This window comes from Hymenobacter fastidiosus (assembly GCF_039539565.1).
GTDB classification, from domain to species: Bacteria; Bacteroidota; Bacteroidia; order Cytophagales; family Hymenobacteraceae; genus Hymenobacter; species Hymenobacter fastidiosus.
This window is the reverse complement of the sequence record NZ_BAABDJ010000036.1, coordinates 76,408-92,062: the sequence shown is the minus strand read 5'-3', so window position 1 is coordinate 92,062 and position 15,655 is coordinate 76,408. Positions and strand designations below refer to the sequence as shown.

Here is a 15,655-nt window from a genome sequence, read left to right as displayed (position 1 = left end):
CGGAGGCTGGGGTTACCCTACGGCTTCCGTCGGCTCGGCTTTGCGCCGGCGGCGCTGCATCCACTGGTCCAGCACGGGGTGAATGAGGACGCTGAACAGGATAACCAGGGTGCCGAGGTAGAAGCCGCCGGACAGCTTTTCCTTATCAAAACCCGGGATGCCCAGCCAGAAAAGCAGCACGGCCAGAATGATGCCGTAGACCGGCTCCAGGTTGACGGTCAGGTTCACCACGAAGGCCGACAGCCGCTTCATCAGCTCCACCGACGAGGAAAAGGCGTACACGGTGCACACGCCCGCCAGCAGGAATAGCCAGAGCCAGTCGTAGCCGTGCCAGGCCAGCTGCAACCCCGCGCCTGCGGTGAAATAGCGGGAGTAGACGGGCATAAACAGCACGATGCTCAGGCAGGCTCCCAGCATTTCGTAGAGCGTGAGCCGCAAAGGCGAATGCTGCTTCACCAGCCGCGAGTTCAGCACGCTGAACAGCGCCGACAGTCCCGCCGACACAATGGCTACGCCCAGCCCGAGCAGCTGGTCAAACTCCGCCTGCGACACCAGATAGAGCCCCACCATGGTGAGCAGGCCCAGAAATACCTCGTAGGCCCGCACCCGGCGCCACAGCAGCAGCGGCTCCAGCAGCGACGTCCACAACGCCAGCGTGGCCATGCCCGCCAGGCACACGCTGACCGACGACAGGCGCGCCGCCAGGAAAAAGGTAATCCAGTGGGCGGCCACCAGCGCGCCCACGCCCAGCAGCCGGGCCGCATCAGCCAGCGGAATCCGCCAGCTCCGCCGGCGCAACGTCAGTAAAACCACCAGGCCCGCCGAGGCCAGCAGCGTGCGCCAGAATACCAGCTCTACCGGCGGCACTGAAATGAGCTTGCCCAGAATGGCCGTGAAGCCCCAGAGCAGGACAATAAAGTGCAGGCGCAGGTAGTCTTTGAGCATAAGGTGAAGTGGTGAACTGGTAAAGTTGGGAAATGGTGAGTTTAAGGTTCTGCCTGCGCCGTTCGCGCCGGTAAAACCTCAAAATCACCATTTCCCAACCTCACCGGTTCACCTATTGGGGGACGAACCGGTACAGGGCCGCGCCGATAACGGTGAACACGATGCTCGGTACCCAGGCGGCCAGCATCGGCGACATATCCCCGACCTGGGCCAGGTTGCGGCTCAGAATCACGAAGATGATGAAGACGAAGGCCAGCACGAAGCCCAGCGCAATCTGCCCCCCCACGCCGGCCCGCGACTTGCGCGCGCTCAGCACCACGCCGATGGTGGTCAGGATGAAGATGGCGTAGGGGTAAGCGTAGCGCTCGTACTTTTCGCTCAGGTATATCTGGGTATCGTCGGCCCCGCGCTCGATCTTCTGCTGAATGTAGCGGTTCAGCTCCGGCAAAGTCAGGGTTTCGGAAAGACGGTAGGTGCTGGCAAAGTCCTTCGGGAACAGGTTCAGCGTCGTGTCGCGGGCCGCTACGGTCCGCAGGCTTTCCTGCGGGCCGTTGAAGGTGCGCACCAGCTGAGGGGAAAGGTGCCAGGCCCGGCGCGTGGAGTCCCAGCTGATGGCGTCGGCCGTCATGCGGCGCCTGAGCACGGTGCCGTCGATGGTTTCCAGCGCGAACTTGTAGCCCACGTTGCTGCTGTTGTCGTAGCTCTCCATGTAGACGTAGCTTTTCGGGCCAATCTTGATGTGGATGTTGCGGGCGTCGTAGCGGAAGGGGTTTTTGATATACTTCTTTTCGAAGGCCACCCGGGTTTTGTTCGCCTTCGGGATGCCCCAGCCAATGAGCCCGAACGTGACGGCGCTGATAACGGTAGCCCCCATCAGGTAGGGCAGCAGCAGGCGCTTGAAGCTTACGCCACTGGCCAGAATAGCCACTATTTCGGTACGCGCCGCCAGCCGGGCCGTCACGAAAACCACCGAGATGAACACCGTAATCGGGCTCAGCAGATTAGCGTAGTAGGGAAACAGGTTGAGGTAATACTCCGAAATAATTTTGCCCGCCGACAGGTTGTGCTGAATGAAGTCGTCGTTTTTCTCCGTGAAGTCAATCACGCAGATAACGGCCACCAGCACCACCACCGTAAAGAAAAACGAGGTGAGAAACTTCTGGATAATGTATTTGTCGAGCAGCTTCATAAATCGCTGATTTGCGCAGATTAGGCCTGATTTCGCTGATTTTTTTGTGCTTCTGCCGGCCTTGTGCCGTTCAACAAGCCTTTTTCATAAATTGATTTCGCTGAATGAAAAAACCAGCGAAATCAATTTAATCAGCGGAAATCAGTGATTTAGAGTCGCGTCATCACCTGCTTCACCATCTTCTCCTTCCACTCGCGGAAAGTGCCGGCCACGATTTGCTCGCGGGCCTGCCTGACGAGCCAGAGGTAGAAGCTCAGGTTGTGAATGGAGGCAATCTGCGGGCCCAGCATTTCCTGGCTCTGGAACAAGTGGCGCACGTAGGAGCGCGAGTAGAACGTGCTGACGTAGCCGCCCAGCGTCGCGTCAATCGGCTCGAAATCGAGCTGCCACTTCTTGTTGGTGATGTTGATGATGCCCTGGGTGGTGAAGAGCATGCCGTTGCGGGCGTTGCGGGTCGGCATCACGCAGTCGAACATGTCCACGCCCAACGCAATGTTTTCGAGAATATTGGCCGGCGTGCCCACGCCCATCAGGTAGCGCGGCTTGTCCTTCGGCAGAATGTCGCAGACCAGCTCGGTCATCTCGTACATCTGCTCGGCCGGCTCGCCCACGCTTAAGCCCCCGATGGCGTTGCCTTCGCGCCCCTGCTCGGCCACGAACTCCGCCGACTTGATGCGCAGGTCTTTAAACGTGCTGCCCTGCACGATCGGGAACAGGGTTTGGTCGTAGCCGTAGTGGCCCTCGGTGCTGTCGAACTGCGCAATGCAGCGCTTCAGCCAGCGGTGGGTCATGTCGAGCGAGCGGCTGGCGTAGTCGTACTCGCAGGGCCAGGGCGTGCACTCATCGAAGGCCATGATGATGTCGGCCCCGATGGTGCGCTGAATGTCCATCACCCCTTCGGGCGAAAACAGGTGCGACGAGCCATCGATGTGGGAGCGGAACTTCACGCCTTCCTCCTTGATTTTGCGCGTGCCGCTGAGCGAGTACACCTGGTAGCCGCCCGAGTCGGTGAGAATGGGCCGGTCCCAGCCGTTGAATTTATGCAAACCGCCGGCGGCGCGCAGCACCTCCAGGCCGGGGCGCAGGTAGAGGTGGTAGGTGTTGCCGAGGATGATCTGGGCCTGCACGTCGTTCACCAGGTCGCGTTGCTGCACGGCTTTCACGGTGCCGGCCGTGCCCACGGGCATGAAAATAGGCGTTTCAATGGCCCCGTGCGCGGTGTGGACTACGCCGGCGCGGGCTTTGGTGTGCGGATCGTGGGCGACGAGGTCGAAGGTCATAGAGCTTGAGTTGCCAGTTGCCAGTTGCGGGTTGCCAGTTGCCGGTTAGCAGATGTTCCTAAGAAAGAACAAACTGGCAACTGGCAACCCGCAACTGGCAACTGATACGACTGCAAAGGTACTCGCCCCATCCCGAATGCCTACTTTCGTGGGCCCAATCCTTGACTCTGCGCTTTGCCGATTTCCTTTTCCCCCGTTCTGTGGCTGCTCGCGGCGAGTGTGCTGATCCAGCTGTATTACGTGGGCTATTATTTCCTGCCCTTCGCCCGCCGTCCCGAGGCCGCTGCCGCCGATGATTCCGCCGCCGGGCCCGTGTCGGTGCTGGTGTGCGCGCACAACGAGCTGGCAAATCTGCGCCGCCTGCTGCCGCTGCTGCTCCAGCAGGAATATAGGCCCGGCTTCGAGGTCATTCTTATCGACGACCGGTCCGGCGACGACACCTACCTCTATGTGCAGCAGCTCACCCAGTACTATCCCAACGTGCGCCTCGTCTCCGTTCACCGGACGCCGGAGGGCCTGTCGCCCAAAAAATACGCCCTGACGTTGGGCATCCGGGCGGCGCGCCACGAGCGTCTGCTCTTCACCGATGCCGACTGTATTCCGGCCACCCGGCAGTGGATCAGGGAGATGCAACAGGACTTTGCCCGGTCCGCCGATCTGGTGCTGGGCTATTCGGCCTATGCGCCGGAGCCCGGGTTTTTAAATAAGTTGATCCGGTTTGAAACCTTGCTGACCGGGGCGCAGTACCTGTCGTTCGCGTGGCGGGGCAAGCCCTACATGGGCGTGGGCCGCAACCTGGCCTACACCCAGGCCTGTTTCCGCACCACCAAGGGCTTTGCTTCCCACATCCGCAGCCTCGGCGGCGACGATGACCTGTTCGTGCAGGACGCCGCGCGGCACGGGCAGCGGGTAGCGGTGCAGGCCGAGCCGGCGGCGCATACGCTGAGCGAGGCCGCGCATACGTGGAGCGCCTGGTGGCGGCAAAAGCGGCGGCATTTGTCGGCCGGCAAAAGCTACCGCTTCGCCGACCGGTGGCGGATTGGAAACTTTATTGGTGCTAATCTGCTTTTTTATTTCACTACGGCAGCCCTGCTGTTTTCCCGCCCCGATTGGGTACCTTTGGCCGTTCTGTGGGGTGTACGCACGGTAGCGGTTGGCGCGGCCTACGCACAGATTGGCCGTCGGCTCGATGACCGGCTACCGGTGGCCTGGCTACCCTTGCTCGACGTTGTTTATTTTTTTTACTATCTCGCCTTGGGAATTTCGCTGTTCCTCTACCGCAACCTCCGATGGAAGTAAACAATCAGGAAATTCAGAAACAGTTTTCGGCCAAGGCCAAGCACGACTTCAAGCTGATCCGGGCCGCCGTGGAGCACGGCGACGAAAAAGCCTACGCCGAGCTGATGCAGATCTACAAAAAGCCGGTGTACCACGTGGTGCTCAAAATGGTGCGCAACCCCGACGACGCCGAGGATCTGACCATTGAGGCCTTCGCCAAAGCGTTTCGGAACCTGCACAAGTTCAACCCGGAATACGCCTTCAGCACCTGGCTGTTCCGTATTGCCACCAACAACTGCATCGACTTTATTCGCAAGAATAAAATCAAGACGATGTCCATCGACTCAGCCATCAAGATTGATAATGGCGACGAAATTACCATCGATTTCCGCGACCAGAACCTGAACCCGCAGGAGACGGCCATCAAAAACCAGAAAATTGAAATCATGCAGCACGTCGTGGCCCGCCTGCCCGACAAATACCAGCGCCTGGTTACGCTGCGCTACTTCGACGAGCTGAGCTACGAGGAAATTGCCACCGAGCTGAAAGCTCCGTTGGGCACCGTGAAAGCCCAGCTGCACCGCGCCCGGGAGCTGCTCTATGACATGGTAAAGAACAAGAAGCACATCATTTAAGCGTGCTGACAAGTTGAATACCAAAGCCCCGGCGCGAGTCGGGGCTTTTTTTGCCGCTTTTTCCGTCTGTCATCCTGAGCAGAGCGAAGGACCTTCCTCTTTCTGCACTGTAAAACGGTGTGCAATGCTCAACGCCGGTGCCGGTGAAAGACGAATGGATACAGGGTTTTACGCATTGGAAGGAGTTTTACGATAGAACTGAGGCAGGTCCTTCGCGTTGCTCAGGATGACGGGCAAGAAGCTACCGTACTATCTTTGCCCCGATGGATATTCTCGCCCACTACTTCCCCGACCTCACCGAGGCGCAGCGCCGTCACTTCCAGCGGCTCGACACCGAGTTTCGCAGCTGGAACGAGCGCCTGAACCTGATAGCCCGCACCGACGTGGATAATCTGGCGGAGCGCCATTTTCTGCACTCACTGGGCATCGCCAAGGTGGTGCAGTTTGCTCCCGGCAGCTCGGTACTCGACGTGGGCACGGGTGGGGGCCTGCCGGGTCTGCCGCTGGCTATCCTGTTCCCCGAGGTGAAGTTTCACCTCGTGGACAGCATCGGCAAGAAAATCCACGCCGTGCAGGAAATGGCCGCCGCGCTGGGGCTGCACAATGTGACGGCCGAGCAGATCCGGGCCGAGCAGCTGCGCACCAAGTACGACTACGTGGTCAGCCGCGCCGTGGCCCGCCTCGCCACCTTCCACACCTGGATTGCCCACCGCTACAAGCCGCAGGGCGACGCCACCAGCGGCCTCTACTACCTGAAGGGTGGCGACCTGACCGAAGAAATAGAAGAGTCCGGCCTGAAAGCCCACGTTCAGCATCTGAGCGACTATTTCCAGGAAGATTTCTTTGAGACGAAGAAAGTCGTGTTCGTGCCCGTGGCCAATGCCGGCCCGCGGTAGAGGCCTGAAAGAGCGGGGAATCCTGATATTGTCATTGCGAGGCGTAAGCCGAAGCAATCCGTCCTCTGAGATGCCCGTAGCTCTTTTTCACTGTCAAGCCCTGACGTATGCCAACGTCAGGGCTTGGCTGTTTATAAGACTTTCTATCCTTATTCAGGACGGCTTGCTTCGGCTTATGCCTCGCAAGGACCGGTGTTTCTACGCCGGCACTTTCGCCGTCAGGAATTGTACGGCGCGCCGCTCGGAATAATACTCGCCGTCGGGCGAGCCTTCGGCAAAACCGACGTGGCCGCCTTCGGGTGGGGTTTCCAGAAAGACGAATTTGCTCTGCGCGGCTAAATCCCGCGGGAAGCAGGAGGGCGGCAGAAACGGGTCGTTTTCGGCATTCACCAGCAGGGTGGGAATACGGATGCTGGCTAAGTAGCGGCCCGAGCTGGCCTGCTCATAATAGTCATCCGCCGACTTGAAGCCGTGCATGGGCGCGGTGAAGCGGTTGTCAAACTGGGGAAAGTCCAGCAGCTCGTCCAGGTCGGTTACATCTACCTGGCCGGGCAGCAGCTCGGCTTTCTGCCGCATTTTGATTCGCAAGGATTTCAGAAACCGGTACAGGTAAAGACGATTCTCCGGCTTGGAAATCTGGTAGGAGCTGGACCTGAGGTCGGTCGGTACCGAGAAAACGGCGGCCCGCTCCACCTGCACCGGCACGCGCTCGGGTTTCTCGCCCAGGTATTTCAGCGTCACGTTGCCGCCCGCGCTGAAGCCGGTCAGGTACACATGCTTGTAGTGGCCGGTACCCAGGGCATAGCGCACCACGAAGTCGAGGTCGTCGGTGTCGCCGAGGTGGTAGGAGCGCAGCAGGCGGTTCATTTCGCCGCTGCAGCTGCGGTAATTCCAGGCCAGGGCATCGAAGCCGGCTTTGTTCAGCGCCCGCACCATCCCGCGCACGTAGGGCCGGCCGGCATCCCCTTCCAGGCCGTGCGAAACGATGGCCAGGGTATCGGACTTACCCTGCGGCAGCTGGGACCAATCCAGATCCAGGAAGTCGCCATCCTCGGTTTCGACCCGCTCGCGCTGGTACTGCACCTCGGGAACCGAGCGCCACAGGCTGGGTACAATGGTCTGCACGTGGCCGTTGAACATATAGAACGGCGGCTGATACGGGGATTGGGCTACGATAGGCATGGCAGCGGTAGAACAGGCGCGAAATCACAGATAATATACCATAATGGCGACATGCATACTACTTGTTTGGCAACTTCGTTTCGCCGCGGTAAGCTTCGCCTTCAGGGTCAGGTAGTTGCAGGGCGCAATCGCGCCAGCGCCAGATAAAGCGCGACCATTCCGGCCACTACGCCCGCCAGCCCAAACGTCAGACCCGGCCCGGCCCAGTGCCAGAGCAGGCCCGCCGTGCTGCTGGCCACCAGGGCCGCCAGACTGCTGAGGCCGGCAAACGTACCCAGCGCGGCCCCCGTGTCGGGCCGGGCACACAGGTTGCTGACCCAGGCTTTGCTCACGCCTTCAGTAGCGGCCGCATACAGCCCGTAGAGCCCGAACAGCGCGCCAAAAGCCCATAGCTCATGCGCCATAGCCACGCCGGCGTACACGATTCCAAACAACAGCAGCCCGCCCACCAGCATCCGGCGCGGCCCGAACCGGTCGGATAAATACCCCGCCGGGAAAGCCGCCAGCGCGTACACCAGATTATAGAAGATGTAAAGCCCGATAACGGTGGCATCGGACAGGCCCCGCTCGCGGGCCAGCAGCAGCAGGAAGGCGTCGGAGCTGTTGAACAAGGCGAAGATCAGCAGTCCGCCCACCACCTGCCGGTACGCCGGCGGGGCCTGCCGCCAGTAGCCGAACGAAGCCCAGAACGGGAGCACCGGGCGGCTGGAGGGTTCCCGCCGCTGCTCGCGCACCAGCAGCGTTACCGCGATGGCCGCCAGGCCAGGTAAAAAAGCCAGCAGGAACAGCAGGCGGTAGTCGCCGGGACGCCAGGCCAGCCAGAGCAGGGCCACGGCGGGCCCCAGCACGGCTCCGAAGGTGTCCATGGCGCGGTGAAAGCCGAACACGCGACCCTTGGTTTCGGGGGTGGTTTCGTCGGAAAGCAGGGCGTCGCGGGCGCCGGTGCGCAGGCCTTTGCCCAGCCGGTCGAGGGTGCGGGCCAGAAACACCCACCACGGCGCGGCCAGTACCGCCAGCATGGGCTTGGAGAGGGCGCTCAGCCCGTAGCCCCACTGCACGAAGGGCAGCCGGCGGCCCAGCCGGTCGGACCACTGCCCAAAATAGCCCTTGCTCAATCCTGCCGTAGCCTCGGCCACGCCTTCCAGCACTCCAATCAGCACCACCGAAAAGCCGATACTACGCAGATAGAGCGGCATGATGGGGTAGAGCATCTCGCTGGCCAGGTCGGTAAACAGGCTGACCAGCGAAAGCAGCCAGATAGTACGGGTCAGGTATTTCATGCGCACAGGATACCGGGGAATAAAGGAAGTAACGCAATTACGAGCAGTTGATCAGAAAGCCGGCTCAGCCGGCTGTTCTGATGGTGCCGGGGGCTGCTACCCTCCTCCCGCCGTAGGGGCGGGGCTGGCCCCCGCCCGTCGTGGAACGATTGGGGCCGGATTCGTCCACCGCCGGGCGGGGGCAAGCCCCGCACCCTACGGCGGTTTCATAAACTACTGTGCCAGGAGCATAAGTCAGGGATTTTCGGGCCGGGGCATTTGCTATTTCCAGGCAAAGCCTTACCTTTGCCACCCCAACTGAATACAATAACGAGCAGAACGTCAATTTTTCCATCCTCATGGCAAATCATAAATCGGCCCTCAAGCGCATCCGTTCCAACGAAGCTAAGCGCGTGTTGAACCGTTACCAGGCTAAATCCACCCGCACCGCTATCAAAAAGCTGCGTGCTACCACCGATGCTACAGCTGCTCAGGAGCTGCTGAAGAAAGTATCGTCGATGCTGGACCGTCTGGCCAAAAAGAACATCATCCACAAGAACAAAGCCGCCAACAACAAGTCGAAGTTGGCTAAGTTCGTGACGTCGCTGGCTGCTTAAGCAACCCACCGACCGATCTGCTCGGGTATAGAAAAGGCCCTGCGCGCAAGTGCAGGGCCTTTTCACGTTTGGCCGGGCCATAGCCGGGGTAGGTGATTCGAGCTGGAAAATCAGCTGGGTTTTAGTGCCGATGACCGGCTGTCGTCCGGAGCAGGCAGGTATTCTTGCTTGACCGCCTGATTATTATTCTATCTTTTCGGCGTCTTACTTTTAACGATCTACTTATGAAATACTGGTACCGCTTGTTGATGATATGCGCCTGCCTGAGCTGGCTGCCCACCCAGGCCCAGAACTGGCGCCCCTTCCGGCCCAACGGCGACGTCCACGCCTTTCACGGGGCCTCCACCGACACCGTGCTGACCCTGCGCCTGGATTCCGCTGCCGTGCAGGGCGCTGACTCGGTGTACTACTTCAACCGCATCATGCGGCGCACCGGCAGCTTCGGATGGAGCAAAGCGGTGAATAACCAGTTCGGCCAGCAGCTGCGCTACAATGTGGCCCAGCGCACCTACTCTCTGTTGTTTGAGTACTCCACGAACAACTTTCAACTGCAGCAGGTCATCGTGCTGAAGCCCTTTGTGCCCGTGGGCACCACCTGGCAGAGTGTCGATATCGACGTAATCATACCTACCACGCTGCTGTCGCGCGGCACGGTCCAGATTGACGGGGTGAGCGACTCCGTTGCCACGTTCCGCGTGGGCAACAGCCAGAACATCGTGCTGAGCAAGCACTACGGCTTGGTATCGGCTCCGCAGAACCTGCGCATGCGCGACCCGGCGGCCAAAATACTCACCCTGGCCCGCCGTCCGGATGCCGCCGGCCGCAGCTACTACAATCCGCTGATCATCCTCGACCTGCAGCCCGGCGACGCGCTGGGGTACAGGCGGGAAGCATTTTCTTTCACCCCTTTTTCCTGCTACACCAGCTTTATTCTGCGGCGGGTGCTGAATCGTCAGCTTACGGCCGACAGCGTTATCTATACGTTTCAGGAGCAGAGCCGTACCGCGTTCAGCACTGCCCCCGGCTGCCCGGGAGGAAGTCCGGTGGTTTCCCCGGTGTCGGTGGTGCGGGTGGCCGCGGGCCGGCGGACCGGCCAGTGGCAGAGCCAGGGTGCTATTCCGTACGCCGGCATCGACTTGCTGGCGTACGAGTACCGGGGGGGGCAGCTAAGCTCAACGGCGGTGCTGATGGGCCACCCGGTCATCCCCGCGCAAGCCGGCACCGCCTGCAGTGGCCCCGCTAAGCTACGTCAGCAGATGCTGTACCGTAGCAATAGTGCACCGGGCGGCTATAGGCCCGGTATCGACGCCTTAACCTGGGAAAGGCGGGTGGCGGACGGCGTAGGGTCTTTGGGACAGTCGGAGTTTGCCCTGGCTTACGTAAGCCGAATGCTGAACGGCACGGTACAAGCCTGCGGCAGCGGCACCGATTTCGCCACGCTGCTGCCGGCCAAAGCTGCCTCTGGAGTCGCGTTCTTTCAACTCTATCCGAACCCGGCCACTGCTTCTGCTACGCTGCAACTTCCCGCGCCGGCGCGGGCCGCTACCACCATTCGCCTGCTCGATAACCTGGGCCGCACGGTCCGCACCCAGCCGCTGGCCGCCGGGCAAACTACCGCTATCCTACCGCTTCAGGACCTGATCATTGGCCTGTACATGGTCGAAGTACAGGCCGCCGGCGGGGCAGCGCAGCATCTGCGGCTGCAGCACCAGTAAAAGAATTAAAACGTCATAGCAAAGCCCGTCTGAAACTTCAGACGGGCTTTGCTATGACGTTTTAAGGCTGAGCGGATCTACGCTACGCTTACTTTGACCATGTTGGCCAAGCCCTTGTCCATAATCGGCATCGAGCCGGTGTTGATGAACACGTCGCCGGGGGAGAGGTGGCCGGTGGTGGTGAGAATGTACTTGATGTCCGACACGGTATTGTCGTTGCTCACCAGCCGGTCGTAGTAGAAGCCGCGCACGCCCCAGACCAGGCTCAGAGCCGTGAGCAGCGGGCGGTTGTCGGTGAAGATGAAAATGTCCGCCTTGGGCCGGTACTTCGCAATCTGGAACGCCGTGTAGCCGCGGTGGGTGGTACCGGTAATGGCCCGGGCGCCCGTGTTCTTGGCCAGGTGACAGGCGGCCGACAGCAGGCTGTCCGCCATGAACGTGGGCGCGGTGGCGTCGATGGGGAACCAGTGGTGAAACAGGCTGGCGGTGCGGGTTTCCACGCTCAGAATGGTGCCTACCATCGAGCGGATAACTTCGGCGGGGTAGGCCCCCACGGCGGTTTCGGCGGAGAGCATCAGCGCGTCGGCCCCGTCCATCACGGCGTTGGCCACGTCGCTGGTTTCGGCGCGGGTAGGGCGGGGGGCCGTAATCATGCTTTCCATCATCTGCGTGGCCACAATGACGGGCTTACCGGCCTTGTTGCACTTCTCGATAATCATCTTCTGGGCCATCGGCACCTCTTCCATCTTCACCTCCACGCCCAGGTCGCCGCGGGCTACCATAATGGCATCAGCCAGGGCAATGATTTCGTCGATGTTCTTGAGGGCTTCGGGGGTCTCGATTTTGGCAATGACGCGGGCCGTTTTGCCGCTCTCGGCAATGAGCTGCTTGATGAAGCGGATGTCCTCGGCCCGGCGGGCAAACGACAGCGCCACCCAGTCCACATCGTGCTCCAGACCAAACTTGAGGTCTTCGACGTCCTTCTCCGTCATCGACGGGGCCGACACGTCGGAGTCGGGCAGGTTGATGCCTTTGCGGGGCTTCACCAGGCCGCCGTAGATAACCTCCACGTCCACTTCCGTCTCCCGGTCGGTAGCCAGCACCTTCAGCTCAATCTTGCCGTCGTCGATCAGGATCATGTCCCCGGCCTTCACGTCGCGGGCCAGACCCAGGTAAATCGTGCTCAGGCGGGTGGCGGTGCTGATTTCCTTTTCGCCGCACACCAGCTTGATTTTGTCGCCGCGCGTGATTTCGACGCCGCCGCCTTCCACTTCGCCCAGGCGAATCTTGGGGCCCTGCAAATCCTGGAGCAGACCCACATTGGTGCGCATGTCCTTGTTGAGCCGCCGCACGGTGTTGATAACCGAGAGGTGGTCCTCGTAGGAGCCGTGCGAAAAGTTGAGGCGGAACACATCCACGCCTTCGCGCATCAGGGTGCCCAGGCGTTCGTAGGTGTTGGACGCGGGGCCCACGGTGGCCACGATTTTGGTTTTGTTGAAGTGCGGACGAGGTTCCATAAGGAAAATTAAGGTCAGGAGTTAGGGTGGCATCCGAACGCGGCGAAGCGGAGGGAAGAACTTTATTTTGCCGGAGAAACAGCGGTTCTTACGCGTAAGAATCAGCTGTTTTCAGCCCGGCAAAAAGCCCCGCACTCCGCTTTTTCTGGTTCTGACAACGAACATTTAGAAGCTCAAAAGAGCAGGTTTTCTTTGAATTTCAACGAATTTGGATCGAACTGACAGGCGTATTGCACCTCCGGCAGCCGCGTCAGCTGCTCCAGCAGCTCTTCCGGAGCCAGCGCGCCGCAGCCATTACTGACCTGAATCAAGTAATCATATTCCTTGATATCGGGGGCCAGAAAAGGCTTTTTCAGCGGCGACGGATCCACCGAGCGGTTGCGAAACAGGCGCAACGACAGCGTTTCGGTAGCGTGCAGGTAGTTGCTGATAACCAGGCGCCCCTGAGTCAGCAGGTCGTAAATCAGGTCCTGCTGCTTCACCAAACGCAGGCGCAACGTACTGTTCAGCGTCCAGGCCAGCTTGTGTTCCCGGCTCGACGATACAATGCCGAACAGGTCGAAATCACAATCGTAGTCCACATCGAGCGTCAGCGTTTTCATAGACAGGTACCAGGGCAGGGAAGGGCAAAACTACGCACGCTACCGGCCGATTGAAACTCGGCCCAACATAATCTTGCGGACACAAGATTCGGCCGGCTTGGTTTGACAATGTTAGGGAAGTTAGTGTTATTTGCGCCTAGTTTTCCCCAAACCCCCACGGAAATGTCTGAAATTGCAGAAAAAGTAAAAGCCATTATCATTGATAAGCTTGGTGTTGAGGCTTCGGAAGTAACGCCGGAAGCGTCGTTCACGAACGACCTGGGCGCTGACTCGCTGGATACCGTTGAGCTGATCATGGAATTCGAAAAGGAATTCAACGTATCTATTCCAGACGATCAGGCCGAGAACATTGCTACCGTAGGTCAGGCCATCAGCTACCTGGAAGAGCACGCTAAGTAAGCTTTTGCGTCTTTCTACCCTCCTTTAGCGCTTACCGGCCGGCTCGCCGCCGGCCGTTTTGCTTTTCTATCCCGTCTCCCAATCGCCTATGTCTCTTCGGAGAGTTGTTGTGACCGGCCTAGGTGCCATTACCCCGCTGGGCAAGACCGTCGCCGAATACTGGGACGGCTTGTCGGCGGGCGTGAGTGGTGCCGCGCCCATCACCCGTTTCGACGCCAGCAAGTTCAAGACCCGCTTCGCCTGCGAGGTGAAAAACTACAACCCGGATGACTACTTCCCCACCAAGGAAGGCCGGAAGATGGACCTGTTCACGCAGTTTGCCGTCATCGCCTCCGACGAAGCCATCAAGGACGCCGGCCTGCTGGAAGGCGTCAATAAAGACCGCGTCGGCGTGATCTGGGGCTCGGGGATTGGAGGGCTCAAAACCTTCCAGGACGAGTGCTTCAACTTCGCCAAGGGCGACGGCACGCCCCGCTACAATCCGTTCTTCATTCCGAAAATGATTGCCGACTCCTCGTCGGGAAACATCTCGATCAAGAACGGCTTCCGCGGCCCCAACTTCGTAACCACTTCGGCCTGCGCTTCTTCTTCCGACGCCATCGTGGCGGCTTACAACTATATCCGCCTGGGTATGGCCGACGTGGCCGTGACCGGCGGCTCGGAGGCGGCTATTACGGAAGCCGGTGTAGGTGGTTTCAATGCCCTCAAAGCCATGAGCGAGCGGAACGACGACCCGGAATCCGGCTCGCGGCCCTACGACAAGGACCGCGACGGCTTCGTGCTGGGGGAAGGCGCCGGAGCGCTCATTCTCGAAGAGTATGAGCACGCCAAAGCCCGCGGCGCGAAGATCTACGCCGAAATCATCGGCGGCGGTCTGTCGTCGGATGCCTACCACATCACCGCGCCCGACCCCACCGGCGAAGGCGTGGTACTGGTCATGCAGAACGCTTTGCGCGACGCTGGTATTGGTCCGGAGGATGTGGATTACATCAACACCCACGGCACCAGCACGCCGCTCGGCGACGGAGCCGAAATCAAGGCCATCCAGAAAGTGTTTGGCGACTATGCCTACAACCTCAACATCAGCTCGACCAAAAGCATGACCGGGCACCTGCTCGGCGGCGCGGGCGGCATTGAGGCGGTAGCCAGCATTCTGGCCATTCAGCACGGCATCGTACCGCCTACCATCAACCACGTCACCGATGACCCGGAGCTGGACGCCCGCCTGAACTTCACGTTCAACGCGGCCCAGAAGCGGGAAGTGAACGTGGCGATGAGCAACACCTTCGGCTTTGGCGGCCACAATACCTCCGTCCTTTTCCGCAAGCTCCAAGACTAATGATTCGTCCCGGCCAGCCGTTGCCGCTCTTCGGCTTTTTCCGGCGGGTGCTGGGGCACGACAGAGCATTCCGGCAAGCTATTGCCACGGTAACCGGCCGCACGCCTGACAACGTGCGGCTTTACCATTTGGCGTTCACCCACTCCTCCATCGTGCGCCAGCAGACGGATATGGGCCGCCATCAGAGCAATGAGCGGCTGGAGTTTCTGGGCGATGCCGTGCTGGGGGCGGTGGTAGCCGAATACCTGTTCCGTAAGTTTCCCTACGAGCAGGAAGGCTTCCTCACCGAGCTGCGCTCCCGCATCGTGAACCGAGAAAGCCTGAATGCCCTGGCCCTGAAAATCGGCCTCGACAAGCTCGTGCAGCTCGACCCCGCCCAGGGCCGGGCCGCCCGCTCCCGCTCCGTGAACGGCAACGCCCTGGAGGCGCTGGTAGGGGCCGTGTACCTCGACCAGGGCTACAAAGCGGCCCGCAAATTCGTGCTGGGCCGGCTGATCAAATCCTTCGTGGATGTAAAGTCCCTGACCGAAACCACCACCAACTTCAAGAGCAAGCTCATCGAGTGGGCCCAGCGCAACGGCAAAGCCATCCGTTACGACCTCAACGGCGAAGCCCGCCCCGGCGGCGTAATGGAGTTCACGGCCTCCGTGGTGCTCGACGACGAAGTGGTGGCTACTGGCATGGGCCTGAGTAAGAAGCAGGCCGAGCAGCTGGCCGCCGAGCGGGCCCTGACGGCGCTGGGCGTATAACCCTCTGCGGACCTGCGCGAAACCACCGCGCACCTCTGCGGGAAAAATCGTTA

The 15,655-nt window shown here is 60.4% G+C and carries 15 protein-coding genes; 8 read left to right on the top strand and 7 right to left on the bottom strand.

Annotated features, from left to right (window positions below):
* Positions 1-12 precede the first annotated feature (12 nt).
* The 3 genes from ABD833_RS15915 to tgt all read right to left on the bottom strand — a co-directional run bounded on the left by ABD833_RS15915 (position 13) and on the right by tgt (position 3,414).
* A complete protein-coding gene (locus ABD833_RS15915; RefSeq protein WP_345074309.1) occupies positions 13-945 on the bottom strand; it encodes a DMT family transporter in 933 nt (310 codons plus the stop codon).
* A gap of 112 nt (positions 946-1,057) precedes the next feature.
* Positions 1,058-2,134 (bottom strand): LptF/LptG family permease, encoded by a 1,077-nt coding sequence (locus tag ABD833_RS15910; protein ID WP_345074308.1) that lies wholly within the window; start codon positions 2,132-2,134, stop codon positions 1,058-1,060.
* A gap of 149 nt (positions 2,135-2,283) precedes the next feature.
* A complete protein-coding gene (gene tgt, locus ABD833_RS15905) occupies positions 2,284-3,414 on the bottom strand; it encodes a tRNA guanosine(34) transglycosylase Tgt (protein ID WP_345074306.1) in 1,131 nt (376 codons plus the stop codon).
* Positions 3,415-3,588: 174 nt separating this feature from the next.
* On the opposite strand from tgt, the gene ABD833_RS15900 reads away from it, so the two are divergent.
* The 3 genes from ABD833_RS15900 (at position 3,589) to rsmG (ending at position 6,223) form a co-directional block, all read left to right on the top strand.
* Positions 3,589-4,713: a glycosyltransferase gene (locus tag ABD833_RS15900; protein ID WP_345074305.1), complete on the top strand. Its 1,125-nt coding sequence runs from the start codon at positions 3,589-3,591 to the stop codon at positions 4,711-4,713.
* A complete protein-coding gene (locus ABD833_RS15895; protein WP_129922678.1) occupies positions 4,704-5,327 on the top strand; it encodes an RNA polymerase sigma factor in 624 nt (207 codons plus the stop codon). Before ABD833_RS15900 ends, ABD833_RS15895 begins: the two co-directional genes overlap by 10 nt.
* Positions 5,328-5,590: 263 nt before the next feature.
* A complete protein-coding gene (gene rsmG, locus ABD833_RS15890) occupies positions 5,591-6,223 on the top strand; it encodes a 16S rRNA (guanine(527)-N(7))-methyltransferase RsmG (protein ID WP_345074303.1) in 633 nt (210 codons plus the stop codon).
* Between the two features lie 198 nt (positions 6,224-6,421).
* On the opposite strand, the gene ABD833_RS15885 is transcribed toward rsmG, so the two are convergent.
* Both ABD833_RS15885 and ABD833_RS15880 read right to left on the bottom strand, forming a co-directional pair.
* Complete coding sequence (locus tag ABD833_RS15885; protein WP_345074301.1) at positions 6,422-7,405, bottom strand: YheT family hydrolase; 984 nt, start codon at positions 7,403-7,405, stop codon at positions 6,422-6,424.
* Between the two features lie 107 nt (positions 7,406-7,512).
* Positions 7,513-8,685, bottom strand: coding sequence for an MFS transporter (locus ABD833_RS15880; protein WP_345074300.1), 1,173 nt, complete (start codon positions 8,683-8,685; stop codon positions 7,513-7,515).
* Between the two features lie 338 nt (positions 8,686-9,023).
* Here ABD833_RS15880 and rpsT point away from each other — a divergent pair, with 338 nt between their 5' ends.
* Positions 9,024-9,281 carry a 30S ribosomal protein S20 gene (rpsT, locus tag ABD833_RS15875; protein ID WP_129922670.1) on the top strand — a complete coding sequence of 86 codons (258 nt, stop codon included), beginning with the start codon at positions 9,024-9,026 and terminating at the stop codon, positions 9,279-9,281.
* 224 nt (positions 9,282-9,505) lie between these two features.
* Positions 9,506-10,996 (top strand): T9SS type A sorting domain-containing protein, encoded by a 1,491-nt coding sequence (locus tag ABD833_RS15870; RefSeq protein ID WP_345074296.1) that lies wholly within the window; start codon positions 9,506-9,508, stop codon positions 10,994-10,996.
* A gap of 77 nt (positions 10,997-11,073) precedes the next feature.
* On the opposite strand, the gene pyk is transcribed toward ABD833_RS15870, so the two are convergent.
* Positions 11,074-12,513: a pyruvate kinase gene (gene pyk, locus ABD833_RS15865; protein ID WP_345074294.1), complete on the bottom strand. Its 1,440-nt coding sequence runs from the start codon at positions 12,511-12,513 to the stop codon at positions 11,074-11,076.
* Between the two features lie 173 nt (positions 12,514-12,686).
* Positions 12,687-13,115 carry an IPExxxVDY family protein gene (locus ABD833_RS15860; RefSeq protein WP_345074292.1) on the bottom strand — a complete coding sequence of 143 codons (429 nt, stop codon included), beginning with the start codon at positions 13,113-13,115 and terminating at the stop codon, positions 12,687-12,689.
* Positions 13,116-13,277: 162 nt separating this feature from the next.
* On the opposite strand from ABD833_RS15860, the gene ABD833_RS15855 reads away from it, so the two are divergent.
* The 3 genes from ABD833_RS15855 (at position 13,278) to rnc (ending at position 15,602) form a co-directional block, all read left to right on the top strand.
* Positions 13,278-13,514, top strand: a complete 237-nt coding sequence (locus ABD833_RS15855) for an acyl carrier protein (RefSeq protein ID WP_073109216.1) — start codon at positions 13,278-13,280, stop codon at positions 13,512-13,514.
* Positions 13,515-13,602: 88 nt separating this feature from the next.
* The gene (gene fabF, locus ABD833_RS15850) at positions 13,603-14,853 is read left to right on the top strand and encodes a beta-ketoacyl-ACP synthase II (RefSeq protein ID WP_345074289.1); all 1,251 of its coding nucleotides are present in this window, start codon (positions 13,603-13,605) and stop codon (positions 14,851-14,853) included.
* The gene (gene rnc, locus ABD833_RS15845; RefSeq protein ID WP_345074287.1) at positions 14,853-15,602 is read left to right on the top strand and encodes a ribonuclease III; all 750 of its coding nucleotides are present in this window, start codon (positions 14,853-14,855) and stop codon (positions 15,600-15,602) included. The genes fabF and rnc overlap by 1 nt, the downstream gene beginning before the upstream one ends.
* Positions 15,603-15,655 lie beyond the last annotated feature (53 nt).

What these genes read in the sequence shown, in the direction of transcription:
- ABD833_RS15915 (WP_345074309.1), bottom strand. Translation starts at nt 945, where the DNA reads ATGCTCAAAGACTACCTGCGCCTGCACTTTATTGTCCTGCTCTGGGGC.
- ABD833_RS15910 (WP_345074308.1), bottom strand. Translation starts at nt 2,134, where the DNA reads ATGAAGCTGCTCGACAAATACATTATCCAGAAGTTTCTCACCTCGTTT.
- tgt (WP_345074306.1), bottom strand. Translation starts at nt 3,414, where the DNA reads ATGACCTTCGACCTCGTCGCCCACGATCCGCACACCAAAGCCCGCGCC.
- ABD833_RS15895 (WP_129922678.1), top strand. Translation starts at nt 4,704, where the DNA reads ATGGAAGTAAACAATCAGGAAATTCAGAAACAGTTTTCGGCCAAGGCC.
- rsmG (WP_345074303.1), top strand. Translation starts at nt 5,591, where the DNA reads ATGGATATTCTCGCCCACTACTTCCCCGACCTCACCGAGGCGCAGCGC.
- ABD833_RS15885 (WP_345074301.1), bottom strand. Translation starts at nt 7,405, where the DNA reads ATGCCTATCGTAGCCCAATCCCCGTATCAGCCGCCGTTCTATATGTTC.
- ABD833_RS15880 (WP_345074300.1), bottom strand. Translation starts at nt 8,685, where the DNA reads ATGAAATACCTGACCCGTACTATCTGGCTGCTTTCGCTGGTCAGCCTG.
- rpsT (WP_129922670.1), top strand. Translation starts at nt 9,024, where the DNA reads ATGGCAAATCATAAATCGGCCCTCAAGCGCATCCGTTCCAACGAAGCT.
- ABD833_RS15870 (WP_345074296.1), top strand. Translation starts at nt 9,506, where the DNA reads ATGAAATACTGGTACCGCTTGTTGATGATATGCGCCTGCCTGAGCTGG.
- pyk (WP_345074294.1), bottom strand. Translation starts at nt 12,513, where the DNA reads ATGGAACCTCGTCCGCACTTCAACAAAACCAAAATCGTGGCCACCGTG.
- ABD833_RS15860 (WP_345074292.1), bottom strand. Translation starts at nt 13,115, where the DNA reads ATGAAAACGCTGACGCTCGATGTGGACTACGATTGTGATTTCGACCTG.
- ABD833_RS15855 (WP_073109216.1), top strand. Translation starts at nt 13,278, where the DNA reads ATGTCTGAAATTGCAGAAAAAGTAAAAGCCATTATCATTGATAAGCTT.
- fabF (WP_345074289.1), top strand. Translation starts at nt 13,603, where the DNA reads ATGTCTCTTCGGAGAGTTGTTGTGACCGGCCTAGGTGCCATTACCCCG.
- rnc (WP_345074287.1), top strand. Translation starts at nt 14,853, where the DNA reads ATGATTCGTCCCGGCCAGCCGTTGCCGCTCTTCGGCTTTTTCCGGCGG.